The following is a 21589-nucleotide window of genomic DNA, read 5'->3' on the forward strand; positions in this document are numbered from 1 at the left end:
CCCAGGAGGATGGGCTCCGCTCATTCCTTGGCCGGCACGGATACTCTAGTGCGACGCCCGCGAAAAAAGGCTTCCGTAGTCGACCGCTTTCAACTGCTCAACGCCATCCAGCACCATGCTGCCCGCAACATAGACAATGACCGCAAGGCCGAGCCAGCCGATCCAGCGATATCTGGCCAGCAGCGCCGCCACCAGCGTCGAGGCGACCGCCATCAGGACCACCGACAGGATGAGACCGAAGACCAGCGCATCCATATCGTCGCTGGCAGCACCCGCCACGGCGAGCACATTGTCCAGCGACATCGAAACGTCGGCGACGACGATCTGCAGGATCGCGGTGCGCAGCGCCTTGGCCGGTCGTTTCGCCGCAAGGGCAGCCGTGGCGGGATCGGCGTCTGCACCATCCCAGTCATCGGCATCGCCGGCGGATCGCAATTCCCCGAACATGTTCCAGCAGACCCAGAACAGCAGCAAGCCGCCGACAAGCATGATGCCTGGGATTTCCAGCAATTGCACCGCAACCACGGCAAAGACGATGCGGATGACAGAAGCTGCGGCGATGCCGGCGATGATCGCCTTCTGGCGCAGCGCCTCTGCCAGGCCGGCGGCGGCCATGCCGATCACCACGACATTGTCGCCCGACAGAACGAGATTGATGGTGATGACTTCCAGATAGGCGGTGATCGTCGCCTGGTCGATCCCAAAGGGCATCCGGTAGAGTCCCTGTCGTTCGCACTTTTCCTTGCCCCGGCAGGGCTCAGCAAGAGGGTGGATCGTACCATGGATATGGGGCTTCGCGTCCGGGAAGATAGGGGTGGGCCGTGGCCACCGAAGTGGACGCCAAACAGAGCGCGTTGACGCGACGATGGCAGCTCCAGGTCGATCTGGCAGGCAGCCATCGCCGTGATCGGCGCAATCCCTATCGGGCGCTCTCCGGCGCCGCCCCGTTCTTCCACATGGCGTCCGGCACCACCACCAGCTTGCCGACGAAATCCTTGGCGATGAAATCCGCCTGCGCATGGTGGAAATCGGAGAGCCTGTAGACGCCGCCGACCAGCGGCCGGATTTTTTTCGCCTCGATGTATCCGACGATGCGGCGGAAATCGGCGCGTGTGCCCTGGCTTGAGCCATGCAGCTGCAATTGCTTGAGATACATGGTCCTGAGATCGAGCTGCACGACCGGACCGGCGATGGCGCCGGCCGTGGTGTAGCGGCCTTCGGGTCTCAGGATGCGCAACAGGTCGTTGAAGACAGCGCCGCCGACGAGGTCGGCCACCACGTCGATCGGCCGGCCGCCGGTCACCTCGGCCACGGCTTGCGGCAAGTCGGCGACGCCGCGGGTGATGACAGCCTCGGCGCCGATGTCGCGCACCGCTTGCTCCTTGCCCTTGCCGACCACGGCATAGGGAATGGCGCCGCGCGCCCGTGCCAGTTGGACGATGCCTGAACCGACGCCGCCCGAGGCACCGGTGACCAGCACGCGCTCGCCGGCCCTGAGCGCGGCACGTTCCAGCATCTGCTCGCCGGTGAGGTAGGCGCAACAGAAGGTGGCGAGTTCGACGTCGCTCAAGGTCGTGTCGACGACATGCGCGTTCTCGGCCGGCACGGCCTGGTATTCCGCGTAACCGCCGTCGCGGCCGTGGCCCATATAGTCGATGTCTGCGAGGGAATCGTCGTCGCGGTTGTAGATGGAGAAATCGACCATCACCCGTTCGCCGATGCGGGCATCCGCTATGCCCTCGCCGACGGCAACGATGGTGCCGACCGTGTCGGTGCCCTGGATGCGCGGGAAGCTCAGCGTGTTGCCCTGGCGCCGCCAGGTCGACACCGCCGCCGCGTCCTCTTCCGTGCCATAGGCGCCCTGGCGGACCCAGACATCGGTGTTGTTCATGCCACACGCGCTGACCTTGACCAGCACTTCACCTGATGCAGGCGCGGGCACTTTCACATCGCTGCGATAGACGAGTTTTTCCGGTCCGCCGTGCCCTGTGAGCAGCACGGCGGCCATGGTGGCGGGGAGGGTTTTGGTCATGGCGTTCATCAGACTATTCAGAGATTGGCAAACACGCTCTTCACCGCATCCGCCGTCTTCGACACGACGATGTCGGCTTCCTCGCGCGTCAGGCAGAGCGGCGGCGCGAAACCGAGAATGTCGCCTTGCGGCATGGCGCGGCCGATGACGCCGCTTGCGGCAAGTGCTGTCGCCACTTGTGGCCCGATCTTCTGCGAGGCGTCGAAGAACACCCGGTCGTCCCTGTCGGCGACAAACTCGACAGCCGCCAGCATGCCATCGCCGCGCACGTCACCGACGTTCTTATGGCCGCCGACGGCCTTGGCCAGTTCGGCGCGGAAATAGGCGCCGGTCTCGCGGGCATTTGTCACCAGGTCCATCTCGTCGATCAGTTCGAGATTGGCCACACCGGCGGCAACGCAGATCGGATGCGCCGAATAGGTCCAGCCATGGCCGAGCGAGCCGAGCTTGTCGGAACCCTGCACCAGCACCTGCCACATCTTGTCGGCGACAATGACGCCCGACAGCGGCGCATAGGCCGAGGTCAGGCCCTTGGCGATGGTGATCAGGTCCGGCTTGATGCCGTAATGGTCGGAACCGAACATGGTGCCCAGCCGGCCAAAGCCCGTCACCACTTCGTCGGCGACCAGCAGCACGTCATATTTCTTCAGCACCGCCTGGATCTTCTCCCAATAGCCGGCGGGCGGCGGCACGATGCCGCCGGTGCCGAGGATCGGCTCGCCGATGAAAGCGGCGACGGTGTCCGGGCCTTCGGCCAGGATCATTTCCTCGAGCTTGTCGGCGCAATGCTGCGAGAACTGCTCCTCACTCATCGAACGGTCGGCGCGGCGGAAATAATAGGGCGCCTCGGTGTGCAGGATCGGTGCACGCGGCAGGTCGAACGCGTTGTGGAACAGGTCGAGCCCGGTCAGCGAACCGGTCATCACGCCCGAGCCGTGATAGCCGCGCCAGCGCGAGATGATCTTCTTCTTCTCCGGCCTGCCGAGCACATTGTTGTAGTACCAGATCAGCTTGATGTTGGTTTCGTTGGCATCGGAACCGGAGAGGCCGAAATAGACCCTCGACATGCCTTGCGGCGCGCGGTCGATGATCATCTTGGCAAGCCGGATCGACGCCTCGGTGCCGTGGCCGACATACGCGTGGTAATAGGCAAGGTTCTTCGCCTGGGCCGCGATGGCATCGGCGATCTTCTGGCGGCCATAGCCGACATTGACGCAATAGAGGCCGGCAAAGGCATCGATGCTCTTCTTGCCATTGTTGTCCCAGACGGTGACGCCTTCCCCGCCGGCCATGATGCGTGTCGGGCTCTCCCCGCGTGCGTGCGTGCCCATATGCGTCGAGGGATGGAAGAAGTGGTCGCGATCCCAGGCGGCGAGTTCGTTGGACTGGTCGAGCATTTTTCTACTCCTTGAGGAAAAGCGGATGCGACTTAAGGTGTGTCGAGATTCAGGTCAGGCCGGCATCACCTGAATATCGACACACCTTAAGCCACGTCCAGGCAGAGATATTTGAGATCGGTGAAGGCTTCGAGCCCGTGGCGCGAGCCTTCGCGGCCGATGCCGGACTGCTTGACGCCGCCGAACGGGATCGGCGCGCCGGTGATCTTGACGCGGTTGATGGCGACCATGCCGTAGTCGAGCGCGCGGCCCATGCGCATTTGCCGACCACCGTTCTCGGTCACGACATAGGCGACGAGCCCGTATTCGGTGGCGTTGGCGCGGGCGATCACCTCGTCCTCGCTGTCGAACGGCGTCACTGCGGCGACCGGACCGAAGGTTTCCTCGCGCATGATCAGCGCCTCGTCAGTGACATCGGCCAGCAGTGTCGGCTGGTAGAACAGGGGCCCGGCTTGATGCCGCGCGCCGCCGGCGAGGCAACGCGCGCCGTGGGCGAGCGCATCGGCGACCTGTTCCTCGATCTTCTTGACAGCCCGCTCATGCATCAGCGGCCCGATGTCGATTTCCTGAGCAAGGCCATTGCCGGTCCGCAATGCGGCGATGCGCTTGGTGAAAGCCGCGCAGAAGCGATCGTAGATCGGACGCTGGACATAGATGCGGTTGGCGGCGAGGCAGTCCTGGCCCGAGGTGGCGAATTTGGCATCGATGGCAATGCTCACCGCTCTGTCGAGATCGGCGTCGGCAAAGACGATCAGCGGCGCGTGACCGCCAAGCTCCATCACCAGCCGCTTCATCGTCGGCGCACTTTGCGCGGCAATCAGCCTGCCGATCTCGGTCGAGCCGGTGAAGCTCATGGCGCGGACGCGCGGGTCTTCGCACATTCGGCCGACGATGGTCGCTGCCTTGCCGGTGACGATGTTGAAGACGCCGGCGGGCAGGCCGGCGCGCTCGCCGAGTTCTGCCAGCGCCAGTGCCGACAGCGGAGTTTCCGAGGACGGATGTGCGACGATGGTGCAGCCGGCGGCAAGGGCTGCGGCCGCCTTGCGGGTTAGCATGGCCGACGGAAAATTCCACGGTGTGACCACACCGACGACACCGAGCGGCTCACGCCGCACCATCATTTCCGCACCCGGCAGATGGCTGGTGACGCTCTCGGCGTTCAGGCGTTTTGCTTCTTCCGCATACCACTCGACGAAGGAGGCGGCATAATCGATCTCGCCCTGCGACTCCTTGAGCGGCTTGCCCTGTTCCAGCGTCACCAGCAGAGCGAGATCGTCTTTGGCGGCGACGATCAGCTCGAACCACTTTCGCAGGATTCTTGCGCGCTCCTGCGGCAACAGCGCCCGCCAGGCCGGAAAGGTGCGCGCGGCGGCATCGATCGCTCTTGTCGTCTGCTTGCTATCGAGTGCGGCGACGAAGGCGACAGTGGTGCCGGTGGCCGGGTCGGTGACCTCGAAACTCTCGGCAGCCTCGCTCGCCGTCCAGTGGCCGTCGACATAGGCGAGCTCGCGCAGCAGCCGGCGGTCGGCGAGGCGATCGAGCGCTTCGTGGCGATGTGAGCGGGCGAAATGCGCGGACATGGTCGAGGCCTCCCGGTTCGGACTGATAGGGGAAGACTAGCCGCCCTATGCGGACAGAGAGGCTGTTTGGATGCCCGTCCGTAGAGAGACTCTCTCAATTGTGCCGCCCCGGAAGGCGATCTCTCCGGCTCTACGGCGACGCCGGCAACAGGTCGGCTATGGGCAGCGCAACGTCGTCCTTGACCGTCTTGATGACGATGTAGGTGAAGTAACGGTCGATGCCGATTTCACGGTCGAGCAAACCGTCGACCAGCCGCTGGTAGGCGTCGATGTCGCGCGCCATCACCTTCAGCACATAGTCGACACCGCCACCCACCGACCAGCAGGCGACGATCTCGGGAATGTCGCGGATGACACGCTCGAAGCGGTCGAAATCGGCCTGGCGGTGGCTGGCCAGCGTCACCTCCATCAGCACGGTGGCGACGGGTGCCACGACGCGCATGGCGATCCTGGCGTGATAGCCCGAGACGATGCCGGCTTTTTCCAGTTTGCGCAGCCGCATCCAGCACGGTGTCGGCGACAGCCCGACCCGTTCGGCCAGCGCCAGCTTGGTGATGCGTCCGTCGTGCTGGATGGCGTCGAGGATTTTCAGGTCGATCGGGTCGAGTTTCGCAGCGGTCATCAGCGTCCACTTTTTCGTCGACGTCACCATGACGGCGCATTATTTCGATTGTCAATTGCACTGATTTCGATCTCTAATAAGTCATGACATTGTGGCAACCCGATCCCGCGCTCATCCGGCGGCCGGCCTATCAGTCGCTGGCCGACCAGTTCGCGCGCGCCATCCATGATGGACGCCTGGCCAACGGCGCACGGCTGCCGACCCATCGCCGGCTGGCCGACGACCTCAAGCTTTCGGTGCAAACGGTCAGCCGCGCCTATGAGGAGCTGATCCGGCGCGGCCTGATTTCGGGCGAGATCGGTCGCGGCAGCTTCGTCCAGACGCAGCGCCGCGAGCCGGAACCGCCCTATTTGCCGGAGCGTCTGGGCGAGGTCATCGACCTCTCCATCCTGAAGCCGGTCTGCGAACCGATGCATCTGGAGCGGCTGAAACAGGCGCTGGGCTGGCTGGCCGAGAACCTGCCGTCGAGTTCGGCGCTGTCGTTCCGGCCCAACATGGTGTTTCCGCGCCATCGCGCGGTGGCTGTGGAATGGCTGAAACTGTGCGGACTCGAAACCTCCGCGCAAAACATCAGCCTGACCAATGGCGCCACCGCCGGCATGACGGTGGCGCTGATGAGCGTGGCGCCGCCCGGCTCGACCGTCGCCACCGAAGCCATCGGCCACCACACGCTGGTGCCGCTCGCCCGCTATCTCGGCTTCAATCTTGAAGGCCTGCCGATCGACGGCAACGGCCTGATTCCGGAAGCGTTGGACGAAGCCTGCCGGCTTTCCGACATCCGCGCCGTCTTCGTGCAGCCCTCGGTGATCAATCCGACGGCGACGCTGATGGATGCCGCACGCCGCGAGCAGATCGCGGCGGTGGCGCGCAAGCACGACATCGCCATCATCGAGAACGATGTGCTCGGTCCCCTCGTCGAGGATCGGCCGCCGCCGGTTGCTGCCTTTGCGCCGGAGCGCACGCTCTACGTCACATCCTTCACCAAGATCACCGTGCCCGGCCTGCGCATCGGTTATCTCGCCGCGCCCGACCGCTATGTCGCCGCCGTCGCCAATCGGCATCTGGTCTCGAATTGGATGGCGACGCCGCTGGTGGCGGAAATCGCCACCAAATGGGTCACCGACGGCACCGCGATGGAACTTGTCCGCTGGCAACGCGCGGCATTGCGGCGGCGGCAGGACATCGCGGCGCAAGTGCTGGCCGGGGTCGACTATCGCGCCCGGCGCGACGGGCTGCATGTCTGGCTGCAGCTGCCCGCCGACCGTGCCGAGGAAAGCTTTGTCGCCCAGGCCCGACTGCAAGGCGTGGCGATCGCGCCGGGCACCTCCTTCCGCATTTCCGACGCACCATGGCATCCGGCGGTGCGCATCTCGCTGGGCTCGACCACCGAGGGGGAACTGCGCGCCGGCCTCGGCGTTGTTACCAAGCTTTTGCTTGGCGACCCGGAGCATCTGCTGCTCGCGATATGAGCATGCCGCCCAAAAGTGCGAAGCGGTTTTGGGATAACGGCATGCACAAAAAGCCAGCCGGGAGTGCTCCCAAATTGTGCGGAATCATAAATATTGTCATGATATTATTTTCCCAATTGACATGATTTGGCGCGTTCCGCATCGTTAGGGGCACAGGCTTCTCCAGCACGGGGAAATTCATTTGTCCGCATCAGCGCCCATCATCAAGATCGACGGCATCTCGAAGAGCTTCGGCAGCTTCAAGGTGCTGGACGGCCTGTCGATGCAGGTCATGCCGCGCGAGAAGCTGGCGCTGATCGGCCCGTCCGGCTCGGGCAAGACGACGATCCTGCGCATCCTGATGACGCTCGAGCGCATCGATGCCGGCCACATCCAGGTCGATGGCGAGCAGCTCTACCACATGGAGCGCAATGGCCAGCTGTTGCCCGCCGACGAGCGGCATTTGGCCAGGATGCGCCAGAAGATCGGCATGGTCTTCCAGCTGTTCAACCTGTTTCCGCACAAGAGCGTCATCGACAACGTCACGCTGGCGCCGATGCTGACCAAGGGCATGCCGCGCGCCGCCGCCGAGAAGCGGGCGATGGAACTGCTCGACATGGTCGGCATGGCCGACAAGGCCAAGGCGATGCCGGCGCAGCTGTCCGGCGGCCAGAAGCAGCGCGTGGCGATCGCTCGCGCACTCGCCTTGCAGCCGAAAATCATGCTGTTCGACGAGGTGACGTCGGCGCTCGACCCGGAACTGGTCGAGGAGGTGCTCAACGTCTTGTGGCGGCTCTGCGCCGAGACCGACATGACCATGCTGCTGGTCACCCACGAGATGGGTTTTGCGCACGACTTCGCCGACCGGGTGCTGTTCTTCGATCGCGGCCGGATCGTCGAGGAAGGCAAGCCCGACGAGATATTCCGCCATCCCAAGCAGGAGCGCACGCAAGGCTTCCTGAAGAAGATCATCGCGGCCGGACATCGCGTCTGACAGTCATGCCCCCGGGGCGGCGAAGCCGTCCCGTGAGTAAACCAGAAACCGGCGGCAACGCCGTCCTCAAGGGTGGCGAAGCCGCCCTGCAATCAAACCAGAAATGGGTGGCAACGCCGCCCACAACAAAAGCAAGACAAGAAACAAGGAGTTGGGAACAATGAAGAAACTTGGCATTCTGGCTGGCGTCGCCGGCCTTGCACTGACGGCGGTGCTGGCCGCCTCGAGCGTCGGTTCGGCCGACGACAGCAAGCTCGAACAATTGAAGGCGCAAGGCTTCGCCCGCGTCGCCATCGCCAACGAGCCGCCCTATACGGCGGTCGCCGCCGACGGCAAGGTTTCGGGCGCGGCGCCCGACGTGGCGCGCGAGATCTTCAAGCGCCTCGGCGTCGCCGACATCGTCGCCTCGATCTCCGAATATGGCGCCATGATCCCCGGCCTGCAGGCCGGCCGCTTCGACGTCGTCACCGCCGGCCTGTTCATGAAGCCGGAGCGTTGCGCCGCCGTCGCCTATTCGGAGCCGGTTCTGTGTGACGCCGAGGCGATGCTGGTCAAGAAGGGCAATCCGAAAGGCTTCAAGAGCTATGAGGATGTCGCCAAGGACGCGACCGCCACGATCGGCGCACCGGGCGGCGGCACCGAGGAGAAACTGGCGCTCAATGCCGGCGTGCCGCGCGAACGCGTCATCGTCGTGCCGGATGGCCAGAGTGGCGTGAAGATGCTGCAGGACGGCCGCATCGACGCCTATTCGCTGCCGGTTCTGTCGATCAATGACCTGGTCAAGAAGGCCGCCGATCCGAACCTCGAAGTCATCGCTCCCGTACAGGGCGCACCGGTCTATTGCGACGGCGCCGCCTTCAAGAAAGGCGACGAGGCGCTGCGCGACGCCTTTGATGTCGAGCTGGCCAAGCTGAAGAAGTCCGGCGAGTTCGCCAAGATCATCGAGCCCTATGGTTTCTCGGCGGCGGCGGCGATGTCGACGACGCGCGACAAGCTCTGCGCAGCGAAGTAGGGCGCTCCTTTCCTTCTCCCCGTTCACGGGGAGAAGGTGGCCCGAAGGGCCGGATGAGGGGCAGCACCACACTTTGGTTGGTTCGCGCTGCCCCTCATCTGCCTGCCGGCATCTTCTCCCCGTGCACGGGGAGAAGATGCCTAAAACCAACGTTGGAACTTCGAATTTCATGACCCAGTGGTCCGGCTATTTCGGTCTGATATTGCAGGGAGCGCTTGTCACCATCGAGCTGACGCTGATGGGGTCGGTGCTTGCCCTGTTCATGGCCTTTCTCGCCGGCATGGGGCGGCTGTCGCGCTTCTTCGTGCTGCGGGCGCTGGCCACCGTCTATATCGAATTCTTCCGCGGCACCTCGATCTTCGTGCAGCTGTTCTTCGCCTATTTCGTGCTGCCCTTTGCCGGCATATCGCTGACGCCGTTGCAGGCCGGCGTGTTGGCACTTGGCTTGAATGTCGGTGCCTATGCCGCCGAAGTGGTGCGCGGCGCCATCCAGTCGATCGGCCGCGAGCAATACGAGGCCTGCACCGCGCTCAATCTCGGCCGCTTGCAAGGCATGCGCCATGTCATCCTGCCGCAGGCGCTGCTGGTGATGCTGCCGACGTTCGGCAACAATGCCATCGAACTGCTCAAGGCGACCGCCGTGGTGTCGCTGATCTCGCTCACCGACCTGACCTTCCAGGCACAGGTGGTGCGCGCGCAGACCGGCAACACCATGGTGCCGTTCACCACCATCCTGATCATCTACTTCATCCTCGCCTTGCTCATCTCGTGGGGCGTGCGCTCGCTGGAACGCCGCATGGCGCGCGGCCTCGACGGAGTGCGCGTCTGATGGCCGGAGCCTGCTGATGGAATGGGATTGGAACTTCGTCTGGGAAATCATGCCGACGCTGATCCAGGGGGTGAAGATCACCATCCTGGCAACGCTGCTCGGCTCGGTGCTGGCGGCAATCGTCGGGCTGGGCATCGCGCTGGCGCGCCGCTCGCCGAACCGGGCCTTGTCGCGCACCGTCGGCTTTCTCGCCGAGTTCATTCGCGGCACGCCGCTCCTGGTGCAGCTCTATTTCATCTTCTACGTGCTGCCCGACATCGGCATCCTTTTGCCGCCGCTGGTCGCCGGTGTCATCGGGCTCGGGTTGCACTACGGCACCTACACGGCCGAAGTCTATCGCGCCGGTATTGAGAATGTGCCGCGCGGACAATGGGAGGCCGCCAAGGCCTGCAATCTGAATGCCAGGCAGACCTGGACCCACATTATCATTCCGCAGGCCATCCCGCCGATGATCCCGGCGCTCGCCAACTATTTCATCGCCATGTTCAAGGAAACGCCGCTGCTGTCGGCGATCACCGTGCTGGAGCTGATGAATCAGGCGAAAAGCGTCGCCAACACCTACTATCGCTATATCGAGCCGATCACGCTGGTGGGTGCTTTCTTCCTTGCCATCAGTCTTTGTTCGGTCGTGCTGCTGCGCCGGCTGGAACGCCGCTACGGCAAGATCGAGAGGTAGTTCGTGAAACCCTTGCCCGAGATCAAGGTCTATCCTGAACGGCCGGTGCTCGACGGCCGCCCGCTGGAGCGGCGCGTCGGCCTGATCATCCTTGCCACCGACCACACGACCGAACCGGATTTTCGCCGCATGGTGGCGAGCGAGCGGATCGGCGTCTATGTCGCGCGCATTCCCTATGCCAACCCGACGACGCCGGAAAATCTGCGCAAGATGCAGCCGGCGCTGACGGCGGGTGCGGCTCTGATCCTGCCCGACGAGCCGCTCGACGCCATCTGCTATTCCTGCACTTCGGCCTCGGTGGTGATCGGCGATGCCGAGATCGAGGCGGCGATCCAGGCCGCCAAGCCCGGTGTGCCGGTCGTCACGCCGCCAATGGCCGGCGTGCGCGGGCTGCGTGCGCTGGGCGTAAGCAAGATCAGCATTCTCACCCCCTATACGGTCGAGACCAGCCGGCCGATGGCGGCCTATTTCGCAGCACATGGGTTCGACATCGCCAGCGTCACCTGCCTCGGCTTCGACGACGATCGCGAGATGGCGCGCATCGCACCGGCAGCGCTTGTCGATCTCGCGCGCGAGGCGACACACGCGAGTGCCGATGCGCTGTTCGTGTCCTGCACGGCGCTTCGCGGTGCGCTCGCGGTCACCGGAATGGAACAGACGATCGGCCGTCCCGTTATCACCAGCAACCAGGCGACCGCCTGGAACTGCTTGCGGCTTTGCGGCGACGAGACAGCCCGTCCCGAATTCGGCCGCCTGATGACGCTGCCCTTGCCGCGCGATTGATGATCATGACACAGGTTAGCCCTCAGCACATTCGCGCCGCGCGTGAGCGTATTGCCGGCAAGGTCGAGCGTACGCCGACCGTGCTCTCGCAAAACCTGTCCGAACGCTTCGGCGTTCCCGTCCACCTCAAGCTCGAACACCGGCAGACCACTGGCAGCTTCAAATTGCGCGGCGCCTCAAATGCTGTCGCTTCGCTGAACGCAGCGGAGAAGGCACGTGGCGTGATCGCGGCGTCGACCGGCAATCATGGCCGGGCACTTGCCCATGCGGCGAAACTCGAAGGCATGCGCGCGGTGATCTGCATGTCGCATCTGGTGCCCGGCAACAAGCTCGACGAGATCCGCCGGCTTGGCGCCGAAATCCGCATTGTCGGCAACAGCCAGGACGATGCGCAACAGGAAGTCGATCGGCTGGTGGCACAAGAGGGGCTGGTCATGCTGCCGCCCTTCGACCATCCCGATATCATCGCCGGGCAAGGCACGCTCGGGCTGGAGATGATCGAGCAGGTCCCGGATGCTGCGCTGATGCTGGTGCCGCTGTCCGGCGGTGGGCTGGCGGCGGGTGTTACCGCAGCCGTCAAGGGCGTCAGTCCCAGGACAAAAATCGTCGGCGTTTCGATGGCGCGCGGTGCGGCGATGAAGGCAAGCCTCGACGCCGGCCGCCCGGTACCGGTGGAGGAACTGCCGACGCTGGCGGATTCGCTCGGCGGCGGCATCGGCCTCGACAACCGGCTGACCTTCGCCATGTGCCGCGACCTGCTCGACGATGTCATTTTGCTTAGCGAGGACGAGATCGCCGCCGGCATCCGCCACGCCTACGAACGAGAACGCGAGATCGTCGAGGGCGCCGGCGCGGTCGGCATCGCGGCGCTGCTCGCCGGCAAGGTCAACGCGAACGGCCCGGTGGTTGTGCTTCTTTCAGGACGCAACATCGATATGAATGCCCACCGCAAGATCGTCTGCGGCGAGGCGCCATCGCTGAAGGAGCACGCCGCATGAGCCGGATGACCATCCTCACCGAAGCAGAACTACGCACTATCGTGACGCTCGATCTCGATGCCGTCGCTTGCATCGAAAACGCTTTCCGCGCGCTCGCCACCCTGCCGGTGGCGATGCCGCCGATCCTGCGGCTGGACATTCCCGAGCATCGCGGCGAGGTCGATGTGAAGACCGCCTATGTGCCTGGCATCGACTGCTTCGCCATCAAGATCAGCCCCGGCTTCTTCGACAATCCGAAACTCGGCCTGCCCAGCGTCAACGGCATGATGGTGCTGCTGTCGGCCAAGACAGGCCTGGTCGAAGCGCTGCTGCTCGACAATGGCTATCTCACCGATGTCCGCACGGCGGCGGCCGGCGCTGTCGCGGCGAAACATTTGTCGCGGCCGGAGTCCTCGGTGGCCACGATCTTTGGCGCCGGGGTGCAGGCCGGATTGCAGCTCGAAGCGCTCATGCTGGTGCGGCCGATCGCCGAGGCGCGCATCTGGGCGCGCGATGCCGTCAAGGCGGAGATGATCGCTGGCGCCTTGCGCGAAAAGCTCGGCATCGCGGTGCGCGCCGAGCCCGATGCGGCAAACGCGATTGCCGGCGCCGACATCGTCGTCACCACCACGCCGTCGACCGAGCCGCTGGTGAAGGCGGGATTTGTCTCCGCCGGGCAGCACATCACCGCGATGGGATCGGACGCGGAGCACAAGAACGAGATCGCACCAGCCATCCTGCGCATGGCCGATCTCTATGTCGCCGACAGCGCCAGCCAGACAAGACGGCTGGGTGAGCTGCATCACGCCATCGCGGCGGGCGTGATGGCCGCGGATGCGGAGGTGACTGAACTCGGCCAGATCATCGCCGGCGCAAAACACGGGCGGCGCTCGGCCAGCGACATCACCATCGCCGATCTCACCGGCACCGGCGTGCAGGACACGGCGATCGCCACGCTGGCCCGCGACCGGGCGCGGGCGGCCAATGCCGGAACCATTTTCGAAAGCTGATGCTGGCCGAAAGAGCATGATCCGGAAAAGTGGGAACCGGTTTTCCGAAGAGATCATGCTCAAACAAAAAATTATCTGGAGCCAGATTCAACGAAGTTGAAGCGGGTTCCAAGGCCCAACAAACGAGGAAGCAAAAGAATGATGCCGAATCTGAAATTCTCGCGCGGCGAATATGCGGAACGCCTCGCCAAGACCCGGCAGGCCATGGAGGCCAAGGGCGTCGATCTTTTGATCGTCAGTGATCCCTCCAACATGGCCTGGCTGACCGGCTATGACGGCTGGTCGTTCTATGTGCACCAGGCGGTTATCGTGCCGCCATCGGGCGAACCGGTCTGGTATGGCCGCGGCCAGGACGCCAACGGCGCCAAGCGCACCGCTTATCTCGCGCATGACAACATCGTCGGCTATGCCGACCACTATGTGCAGTCGACCGAGCGCCATCCGATGGACTTCCTGTCCAGCGTGCTTGCCGATCGCGGCTGGGGCAAGCTCAGCATCGGCGTCGAGATGGACAATTACTGGTTCTCGGCTGCCGCCTTCGCATCGCTGCAGAAGCATTTGCCCCATGCCCGCTTTGTCGACGCCACCGCGCTGGTCAACTGGCAGCGCGCGGTGAAGAGCCCGACCGAGATCGACTATATGCGCAAGGCCGCCCGCATCGTCGAGGCGATGCACCAGCGCATCTTTGACAAGATCGAAGTCGGCATGCGCAAATGCGATCTCGTCGCTGAGATCTACGATGCGGGCACGCGCGGTGTTGACGGTATTGGCGGCGACTATCCGGCGATCGTGCCGCTGCTGCCGTCGGGCACTGACGCCTCGGCGCCGCATCTGACCTGGGACGACAAACCGATGAAGCGGGGCGAGGGCACCTTCTTCGAGATCGCCGGCTGCTATAACCGCTATCACTGCCCGCTGTCGCGCACCGTCTTCCTCGGCAAGCCGACACAGGAATTCCTCGATGCCGAGAAGGCGACGCTGGAAGGCATGGAGGCAGGCCTGGCGGCGGCCAAGCCCGGCAACACCTGCGAGGACATCGCCAACGGCTTCTTCGCCGTGCTGAAGAAATACGGTATCGTCAAGGACAACCGCACCGGTTACCCGATCGGCCTGTCCTATCCGCCGGACTGGGGTGAACGCACGATGAGCCTGCGTCCCGGCGATCGCACCGAGCTCAAGCCCGGCATGACCTTCCATTTCATGACCGGCCTGTGGCTGGAAACGATGGGGCTGGAGATAACCGAGTCCATCCTGATCACCGAAACCGGTGTAGAGTGCCTGGCCAATGTGCCGCGCAAGCTGGTGGTGAAGGATTGAAACCGATGTCCAGTCTCCGCCCGTCGCCGATCGCGCCGACCGTCGATTTCGACCGCGACGGCGTCCAGCATGGTTTCCTGCGTTTGCCCTACAGCCGTGACGATTCCGCGTGGGGCTCGGTGATGATCCCGATATGCGTCATCCGCAACGGCAAGGGACCGACAGCGCTGCTTTCCGGCGGCAACCATGGCGACGAGTATGAAGGGCCGCTGGCGCTCTACGATCTTGCCCGCACGCTCGATCCGAAAGATGTCAGCGGCACGGTGATCAACGTGCCGGCGATGAACTATCCTGCCTTCCGCGCCGGCACACGCACCTCGCCGATCGACAAGGGCAATATGAACCGCAGCTTTCCCGGCCGGCCGAACGGCACGGTGACCGAGAAGATCGCCGACTACTTCCAGCGCGAATTGCTGCCTCGTGCGGACATCGTGTTCGACTTCCATTCCGGCGGCAAGACGCTGGAATTCGTGCCGTTCTGCGCCGCGCACACTTTGCCCGACAAGGCGCTGGAGCAGAAAGCCTTCGACGCGGTGGCGGCATTCGCTGCTCCGTTCTCGATGCGCATGATCGAGATCGATGCCGTCGGCATGTACGACACGGCGGCAGAGGAGATGGGCAAGGTCTTCGTCAGCACCGAGCTCGGCGGCGGTGGCACCTCGCGCGCGCAAACCGTGCGGATTGCACGGCGCGGCATTCTCAATGTGCTGCGCCATGCCGGCATCGTTGATGGTGCGGTCGAGAAGACTCGAACTCAATGGCTCGACATGCCGTCGGGCGATTGTTTCTCCTTCGCCGAAGACGATGGCATGATCGAAACCATGGTCGATCTTGGCGAGCCCGTCGAGAGGGGCGGTGTGCTGGCCCGCATCCATTCCGTCGGCCGCACCGGCATCGCCCCTCAGGAAATCAGGGCAAAAATGTCGGGCATGCTGGCGGCGCGGCATTTTCCCGGCCTGGTCAAGGCCGGCGACTGCGCCGCGGTGGTCGCCGTGCACGTCTGAGCGTTCCGCCCCGGGGGCCTGCTCCGGGCGGTCAAGTGCCGAAACCTTGCAGCGTCCTCGCCTGCTTTGCCTCCTTCGCGGAGCCTCCGACGCGGCGGAAAGAAGCAGGATGGCGCGCGGAGTCGACATTGCCCGAGGATGTCACTATATACCGGCGGCTTCGACCCGCGCGCCAAACGGCAGCGCCCCCGAAGCGACTGTAAATGTGTTACGAATTGCGCCATCTATTGTGACGAAATCGGCTCGGAAACCGGAAAAAAGCAAGTAGAAACAGTGGCGCGGAGCTGGGCGTGATCCCAGCCAGGTACCGACCCCTCAGAAACAGAAAATGCTCTTGACCCCTCGATTTCCTTTGGCTCTGTGGACCTTGGACAAGATCGGATTGCCCGTTGGTGACGACTCGGCTCGTATGGGGACATGCATCCTTCGCGGGGTGTCGGCGTTTATGATTACCAACCGGCTTTGCCGCCAGGGAACAGCAGTATGAGTGAACACGCGATCGAGTTCTTGCGGGGATGGATTGGCGAAAAGGTCCACTGCCAGTCATCCCAGGCCAGGATCGACAAGCAGGCCGAGACTCTGGCCAGGGAGTGCGCTGCCAAGGCGGCAGAAGTCGGCATCCCCCTGGAGGACATCCAGGAAGAAGTCGGCGACATTCAGGAACTGATTGCCTCCCGGCTCGAGGAAGCGGCAGAGGCCGACGAGCACCAGCAGGCTCCCAAAGCCGCGGAGTAGCCGCTCAGAGCAATTCCAGGAAAAGTGTCTGAAACGCGGGCTGTTCGGCCCGCGTCTTCGTATCAGCCCTCAGCCAAACTTCTCTTTCAGACCAAATTTTTCTTTCAACCACGCCTTCGGCAACGCCGGCACGAAATTGCCGTCGCGCCCGCTCATGTCGTCATTGGCGACCAAGGTCAGATAGCGGTTGCCGTAACGGCTTGCGCCGATGAGCGGATGTCAGGCGATGTCGGCTTTTGACCCAAGCGGACGCCAGCGGTCAGCGCCGCGTGTGGCCAGCAACCTCTTGGCGGCGAGACGTTGCAGCGCATTCAACTACGCCTCATGCTCGAAATCGAAGTCGATATCGATGGCCCACTGGCGAAGCCGGCACGCTCAACGTAGTGTTGGCCGCGCCGCTTGCGTGGGGGGGGCGCCACGATGCTTCTTCGAAGCTGGATAACCTTCTCGGCGGTCATCGCCCTCCTGCAAGCCGTCGTGGGTCTCCTTTCGGTTCTCCAGCACAATGCCGTGCTTTCCGACCTTCTAAGGCAACGAATTTCCGTCATCGCCCAGATGACGGCAACCTCGTTCAAACCGATCATCGATCTCGGCCTGCCGATTTCGATGATCCGCGGCGGCGACGCCATCGTCGCGCGGGCGCTGGAGATCGACGATCAGGTCAAGGCAGTCCACGCGCTCAACCCGTCGGGAATCATCGTCTACACCACCGACGCGTCACGGCCAAAGGAGGTTCCGCACGAGGTACTGCAAGCGATGCTGTTGTCGAAAAGCGTCAATTGGAGCACCGAGACAGGCGAGCAAATCTACAGCGGGTTCAACGTGGTCGGCCGTGACGGCGCCACCAGTGGCGCCGTCGTTGTCACCTATCCGAAGGACCGGCTCGAAGCGTCTTCACAGGCCTTAGTAAGCAAGGTCGTCCGCACTGCCCTGCTGATCTGGGCCGCCTTCTCTGCACTGTCCTATCTTCTGCTGAGGCTGCTTCTCGGAACCCCTCAGCGCCGGCTCGCCCGCCTGGAGAATGTTGCTCGCGGCGAGCCCGATGCGGACATCGGTACTGATGGCAAGTTGCCAACCAGTGGCCCCGGGGCGTTCTGGCGCGACCTCTTCGGCCCCCAAATTCGGCAGCTTGGCGCGAACCTCGCAGACGCCAGACGGCAGTATGACGAGGCCAGCCGGGAACTCGGCGCCTTCGCATCACCGGTTGCAGAGGACAGTCGCCCAGAAGGCGCAGACACAGTCGTTGCTACCGGGCCGGCTGCCGAGACCGAGATTGCGTCCAACCCCTTGCGCTCGCTCGCCCGGCAGATCGCATCGCGCCTGGCCCCGTTGGCGGCGGTGCTGATGGTGAGTTCCGCCCTGATTTTGGGCGTCATCACGCTGGGCAATGTCAATCGCTCCATTGAACCTGAGCTGTCGGCCCGCACAAACCTGATTGCCACGGTCGTTGGCGAAGACGTGCAGCGCGCACTGGCGACGGGCGTGCCGCTGGATGGTCTCGTCAACGCAGAGGGGTTTTTCGCCGATATGCTCGAGCAATTGCCCGAGATCGCATACGTCGCGGTGGCCACGGGTCGGGTGGTGCTGGAGGTCGGCACGCCGATCGACCCTTATCTGGCTCCGCCGCGCGTGCGCAAAGGCGTGCGCAGCCACCCGATCATCCACGATGGCAAGGAAATCGCCTACGTGGTGATCGATGTCGACCCCGCCTTCATCTCCAAGAAGTTCCTCGACGTCTTTCTCGATATGGGCGTCGTCGTGGTGGTCGCCGTGTTGATGGCCTTCGAGATCATGGTGCTGATGACCAGCCGCTCACTGACTGCCGCTCTCGATCGGTTGCAGCGGCTGGCGGCCATGCAGGCGGCGGGAGACTTCTCCAAGCGGGTAGTGGTGGGCGCACACATCGCCATCGATCGCGCCGCCCAAATCCTGGTCGAGCGCACCGAAGGCCTCAGCGCGCAGTTCGGCGCGGCGTGGCAAGGCGTCGATGGTTCTGGAGCGAGGGGAGCCAGGCTCGCCACATTGCAGGCGCGCTATGGTCTTTCGCTGAATGGGCCGACGACCCTGCGCTTTTCCTATTTCACTGATCTGCGGCTGGCTCTGTTTCTGTTCGCGGCCGCTGACGAGCTACCGCTATCCTTCATGCCGCTTTACACGAGGGCGGCACACAATCCCTTTCCGTGGCTGTCCGAAAGCGTGCTGATCAGCCTGCCGCTCGGCGGATATTTGCTCGCAATCGTGCTGGTTTCCCCGTTTGCCCGGCCGCTTGTCCACTGGCTCGGACCGCGCAGACTGCTGATCCTGGCAGCGGCACCAACAATTACCGCCCATCTTTGGCTCTATTGGGCCACCAACGTGCCCGAGATTGTGGCGTCCCGCAGCATCCTTGGGGTGGGCTATGCTTTTGTGACGCTCGCCTGCCAGGACTACGTCATCGACAACACGCCGCGCGACGAGCGAGACCGATCGCTCGGAATGTTCTCGAAGGTATTGTTCGGAGGAATATTCTGCGGCACGGCGCTGGGCGGGGTACTGGCAGATAGGCTGGGCAAGGCCAACGTGTTTCTGCTCAGCGCCACCTTTGTCCTGATCTCGGCGCTTCTGATCTTCTCGCTGGTCGGCGATACTGCGAGCCGCAGAGATGGGCCGCGTGCCAAGGCGTCTCGACCGCCGCTGCTTGCCTCTTTGCGCAACAGGCATTTCGCCGCGCTGGTGTTCGGCATCGCTATCCCCGGCAACATCTGCCTGCAGGCCTTCATTTGCTATCTCGTGGCCTTGACGCTCGATTCCCTTGGTGCTTCGCCGGCGGACATCGGACGCACGCTGATGGTCAATTTCCTCGCGATCGCCCTGGTCGGCCCGCTTGCGGGGCGCGCGGCGGAGCAGGGGATTCCGGTAACGGCGGTGGCCTTGTCGGGGGGAATTCTCTGCGGCATCTCGCTGCTGACGGCGGCCGTCTGGCCAAGCCAGATCGCCATTTTCCTTGCGGTGCTGGGCTCGGGAATCGGCAGCGGCATGGTGCGCGGAGCGCAAGTCTCGCTCTCGATGTCGATAGCGGAAACAGAGCTAAAGCATCTGGGCGCCGATCCGGTTCTGGGTGCATTGCGAACGATCGAGCGCTTCGCCAGCATCGCCGGCCTCCTGATGGTCGCTGCTCTCGCTGGCCTCTATGGCTACGCCATAGCGACGGCCACCGTGGCGGCGCTCTCGCTTGGCGGGGCCATGTTGTTTGGGATCTCGGTGCTGGGCAAGAGCGGCGCAGGGCCCGGCAGCCGGCCAATGAGTTAGCCGGAAGTAATTTAGCTGGCGGTGAATTGGTTTGCCGGTCGGGACCTGGCGGCGTAGGTTGGCGGCTGGCGCCTCTGGGCGCACGGGAGGATCGTCGTGAGATCGATTGCGCGCGGACTGTTCACATTGGCCATATTTGCCGTGCTGAGCGTGGCTCATGCGGCGGACAGAAAGCAGATCTTGGGCATCTTCTACGAGGGGTGCGAAAACCTCTGCGAAGGATTCAAGGCAGGGATCAAGGAGAGCGGCTTCGCCACGGATATCACGATCATCGACCTGGAGCAGGACAAGTCGCGCATTCCCGCGGCAGTTGCCAAAGCCCGGGAGATGCCGGCCGATCTGGTGCTCACGTTTGGCACGAGCGGTACGCTCGGCGTCATCGGCACACTGGACGACGTGGGCAATCCTGCATATCTCACCGAGATTCCCGTCGTCTTCACGATTGTTGCCGACCCCTTCGGCACGCGCATCGCCAAGAGCTTCGAAGGCAGTGGACGCGCTAATGTCGCGGGAACCTTCAACCGGGTGCCGGAAGCGATCAACATCGAGATCGTCCGCCAGTACGATCCCAATTTTAACAAGCTCGGCCTGCTTTACAACTCGAACGAGCGGAACTCGGCGATCAAGGCGGCGGAGCTGAAGAAGATAGCGCCTACGCTTGGCGTCGAGCTTGTCGCACTCGAAATCGACCCTGGCAACGACGGCGTACCGGACGTCGCCCGCATTGCTGAGCGCATGGCCGAATTGCGCGAGCAGGGGGTTCGCTGGCTTTACGTCGGATCGAGCTCGTTCCTGAACACCAATGGCGAGTTGTTCACGAAGACGGCGGTCGAGAACGGCATCGCCGTTGTGAGCCCATACGAGCCGCTGGTGCGCGAGCACCACGCAATGCTCTCCATTGCGGCCCGGCTGGAAGATGTCGGCCGTCTCGCCGCGCTACAGGCGCTCAAGATCCTGCGCGACGGCGCGATCCCCGGCGACCTTCCGATCTTGCAGGCAACCGACTTCGCCTATGTCGTGAATATGGAGGTCGCCAAGAAGCTGGGCCGCTACCCGCCTTTCGCCTTTCTCCAAGTGGCCGAGGCGGTGAACAACTGACCCGAAGGGTAGACGCAAGCACCACAAGGTGGAACGCCCACTTCTGGCGGATACTGTTGAAAAAGTCCGCGCCGCGGTCGCCCGTGGCACTTTCGTAGAACGGCGTTCCGCGGAGACCGCAAAATTCAATCCTGATTCCATGCAATGCGCCGGGGTGGAACTGGATTCTAATATCGGTGGCGACTTCGCGGTGCGCCGGACTTTTTCAACAGTATCGGCGCAAAACCGCTGTTGGGTCAGCGGCTCAGGAAGGAACCGGTTGTCAGCGAACGTCGCTCCTGACCCAGAGGCGACCTTCATTGTCCACATTGCGAATGGCAGCAATGCGCCGCATGTCGGCCGTAGAGACAACTTTTGTCGATTCCTTGAAGTAGACATCGCCGGAGACCAAGCTGAAGGACGTGGTTGTGCCACTAGAGCACGTCCTGTGATCGATGAATCGATTGTGATGTGACGGGTGCGTTTTGTGCTGATTCAACATCCACCTCGATGGAGGTGGACGATGGGAAGAGCATTGAGCGGGGATCTTCGGTCGCGGGTCTTGAAGGCTTCGGACGAGGGCATGTCGGCGCGGCAAGCGGCGGCGCGGTTCGGCGTGGGAGTGTCCAGCGCGATCCGCTGGATTGCGCGGGCGAAGATCGGCGAACTGGCGCCACGCCGGCAGGGCCGCCGCCGCGCCTCCAGCCTCGATGCGCATGAAGCCTTCATCGTCGGGCTGATCGAGGAGCGCAAGGACATCACGCTGAACGAGATGGTGGAGCGGCTCAGCGCCGAGCATTCGGTGCGG

The 21589-nt window shown here is 63.6% G+C and carries 20 protein-coding genes; 15 read left to right on the forward strand and 5 right to left on the reverse strand.

Annotated features, from left to right (window positions below; all coding sequences use genetic code 11):
• Nucleotides 1-45: 45 nt before the first annotated feature.
• The 5 genes from B5V02_RS21715 to B5V02_RS21735 all read right to left on the reverse strand — a co-directional run bounded on the left by B5V02_RS21715 (nt 46) and on the right by B5V02_RS21735 (nt 5631).
• Entirely contained in the window at nt 46-711 is a 666-nt protein-coding gene (locus B5V02_RS21715; protein WP_111546153.1) for a YjbE family putative metal transport protein, read from the reverse strand.
• A 208-nt stretch (nt 712-919) separates the two neighbouring features.
• The gene (locus B5V02_RS21720; RefSeq protein WP_111546154.1) at nt 920-2041 is read right to left on the reverse strand and encodes an alcohol dehydrogenase family protein; all 1122 of its coding nucleotides are present in this window, start codon (nt 2039-2041) and stop codon (nt 920-922) included.
• Between the two features lie 8 nt (nt 2042-2049).
• Entirely contained in the window at nt 2050-3429 is a 1380-nt protein-coding gene (locus B5V02_RS21725) for an aspartate aminotransferase family protein (RefSeq protein WP_111546155.1), read from the reverse strand.
• An 86-nt stretch (nt 3430-3515) separates the two neighbouring features.
• Nucleotides 3516-5009, reverse strand: a complete 1494-nt coding sequence (locus B5V02_RS21730) for an NAD-dependent succinate-semialdehyde dehydrogenase (protein ID WP_111546156.1) — start codon at nt 5007-5009, stop codon at nt 3516-3518.
• Between the two features lie 130 nt (nt 5010-5139).
• Nucleotides 5140-5631, reverse strand: coding sequence for an Lrp/AsnC family transcriptional regulator (locus B5V02_RS21735; RefSeq protein ID WP_111546173.1), 492 nt, complete (start codon nt 5629-5631; stop codon nt 5140-5142).
• Nucleotides 5632-5714: 83 nt separating this feature from the next.
• Here B5V02_RS21735 and ehuR point away from each other — a divergent pair, with 83 nt between their 5' ends.
• The 15 genes from ehuR to B5V02_RS21805 all read left to right on the forward strand — a co-directional run.
• Nucleotides 5715-7100 (forward strand): MocR-like ectoine utilization transcription factor EhuR, encoded by a 1386-nt coding sequence (gene ehuR / locus B5V02_RS21740; protein WP_111546157.1) that lies wholly within the window; start codon nt 5715-5717, stop codon nt 7098-7100.
• A 181-nt stretch (nt 7101-7281) separates the two neighbouring features.
• Nucleotides 7282-8073 carry an ectoine/hydroxyectoine ABC transporter ATP-binding protein EhuA gene (ehuA, locus tag B5V02_RS21745; protein ID WP_111546158.1) on the forward strand — a complete coding sequence of 264 codons (792 nt, stop codon included), beginning with the start codon at nt 7282-7284 and terminating at the stop codon, nt 8071-8073.
• A gap of 160 nt (nt 8074-8233) precedes the next feature.
• Nucleotides 8234-9085, forward strand: coding sequence for an ectoine/hydroxyectoine ABC transporter substrate-binding protein EhuB (gene ehuB / locus B5V02_RS21750; RefSeq protein ID WP_111546174.1), 852 nt, complete (start codon nt 8234-8236; stop codon nt 9083-9085).
• Nucleotides 9086-9254: 169 nt separating this feature from the next.
• Nucleotides 9255-9914, forward strand: coding sequence for an ectoine/hydroxyectoine ABC transporter permease subunit EhuC (ehuC, locus tag B5V02_RS21755; RefSeq protein WP_111546159.1), 660 nt, complete (start codon nt 9255-9257; stop codon nt 9912-9914).
• Nucleotides 9915-9930: 16 nt separating this feature from the next.
• Nucleotides 9931-10590, forward strand: coding sequence for an ectoine/hydroxyectoine ABC transporter permease subunit EhuD (gene ehuD / locus B5V02_RS21760; protein WP_111546160.1), 660 nt, complete (start codon nt 9931-9933; stop codon nt 10588-10590).
• A gap of 3 nt (nt 10591-10593) precedes the next feature.
• The gene (gene eutA / locus B5V02_RS21765) at nt 10594-11373 is read left to right on the forward strand and encodes an ectoine utilization protein EutA (protein ID WP_111546161.1); all 780 of its coding nucleotides are present in this window, start codon (nt 10594-10596) and stop codon (nt 11371-11373) included.
• On the forward strand, nt 11373-12371 hold the full coding sequence (eutB, locus tag B5V02_RS21770) for a hydroxyectoine utilization dehydratase EutB (protein WP_111546162.1): 999 nt from the start codon (nt 11373-11375) through the stop codon (nt 12369-12371). Before eutA ends, eutB begins: the two co-directional genes overlap by 1 nt.
• Entirely contained in the window at nt 12368-13360 is a 993-nt protein-coding gene (locus B5V02_RS21775; protein ID WP_111546163.1) for a cyclodeaminase, read from the forward strand. The genes eutB and B5V02_RS21775 overlap by 4 nt, the downstream gene beginning before the upstream one ends.
• A 138-nt stretch (nt 13361-13498) precedes the next feature.
• Nucleotides 13499-14677 carry an ectoine hydrolase DoeA gene (doeA, locus tag B5V02_RS21780; RefSeq protein WP_111546164.1) on the forward strand — a complete coding sequence of 393 codons (1179 nt, stop codon included), beginning with the start codon at nt 13499-13501 and terminating at the stop codon, nt 14675-14677.
• Nucleotides 14678-14682: 5 nt separating this feature from the next.
• Nucleotides 14683-15681, forward strand: coding sequence for a N(2)-acetyl-L-2,4-diaminobutanoate deacetylase DoeB (doeB, locus tag B5V02_RS21785; protein ID WP_111546165.1), 999 nt, complete (start codon nt 14683-14685; stop codon nt 15679-15681).
• 483 nt (nt 15682-16164) lie between these two features.
• Complete coding sequence (locus tag B5V02_RS21790) at nt 16165-16416, forward strand: DUF768 domain-containing protein (protein WP_111546166.1); 252 nt, start codon at nt 16165-16167, stop codon at nt 16414-16416.
• A 420-nt stretch (nt 16417-16836) separates the two neighbouring features.
• Nucleotides 16837-19704 (forward strand): MFS transporter, encoded by a 2868-nt coding sequence (locus B5V02_RS21795; protein WP_111546167.1) that lies wholly within the window; start codon nt 16837-16839, stop codon nt 19702-19704.
• A 96-nt stretch (nt 19705-19800) separates the two neighbouring features.
• Complete coding sequence (locus B5V02_RS21800) at nt 19801-20802, forward strand: ABC transporter substrate-binding protein (RefSeq protein WP_167458601.1); 1002 nt, start codon at nt 19801-19803, stop codon at nt 20800-20802.
• A 28-nt stretch (nt 20803-20830) separates the two neighbouring features.
• Nucleotides 20831-21256 (forward strand): hypothetical protein, encoded by a 426-nt coding sequence (locus tag B5V02_RS40165; RefSeq protein ID WP_146606124.1) that lies wholly within the window; start codon nt 20831-20833, stop codon nt 21254-21256.
• A gap of 48 nt (nt 21257-21304) precedes the next feature.
• Nucleotides 21305-21589: helix-turn-helix domain-containing protein (locus tag B5V02_RS21805; RefSeq protein ID WP_146606125.1), on the forward strand; the 285-nt coding region annotated here is incomplete at its 3' end.

Origin of the sequence: Mesorhizobium kowhaii, assembly GCF_003253745.1 — a bacterium.
GTDB classification, from domain to species: domain Bacteria; phylum Pseudomonadota; class Alphaproteobacteria; order Rhizobiales; family Rhizobiaceae; genus Mesorhizobium; species Mesorhizobium kowhaii.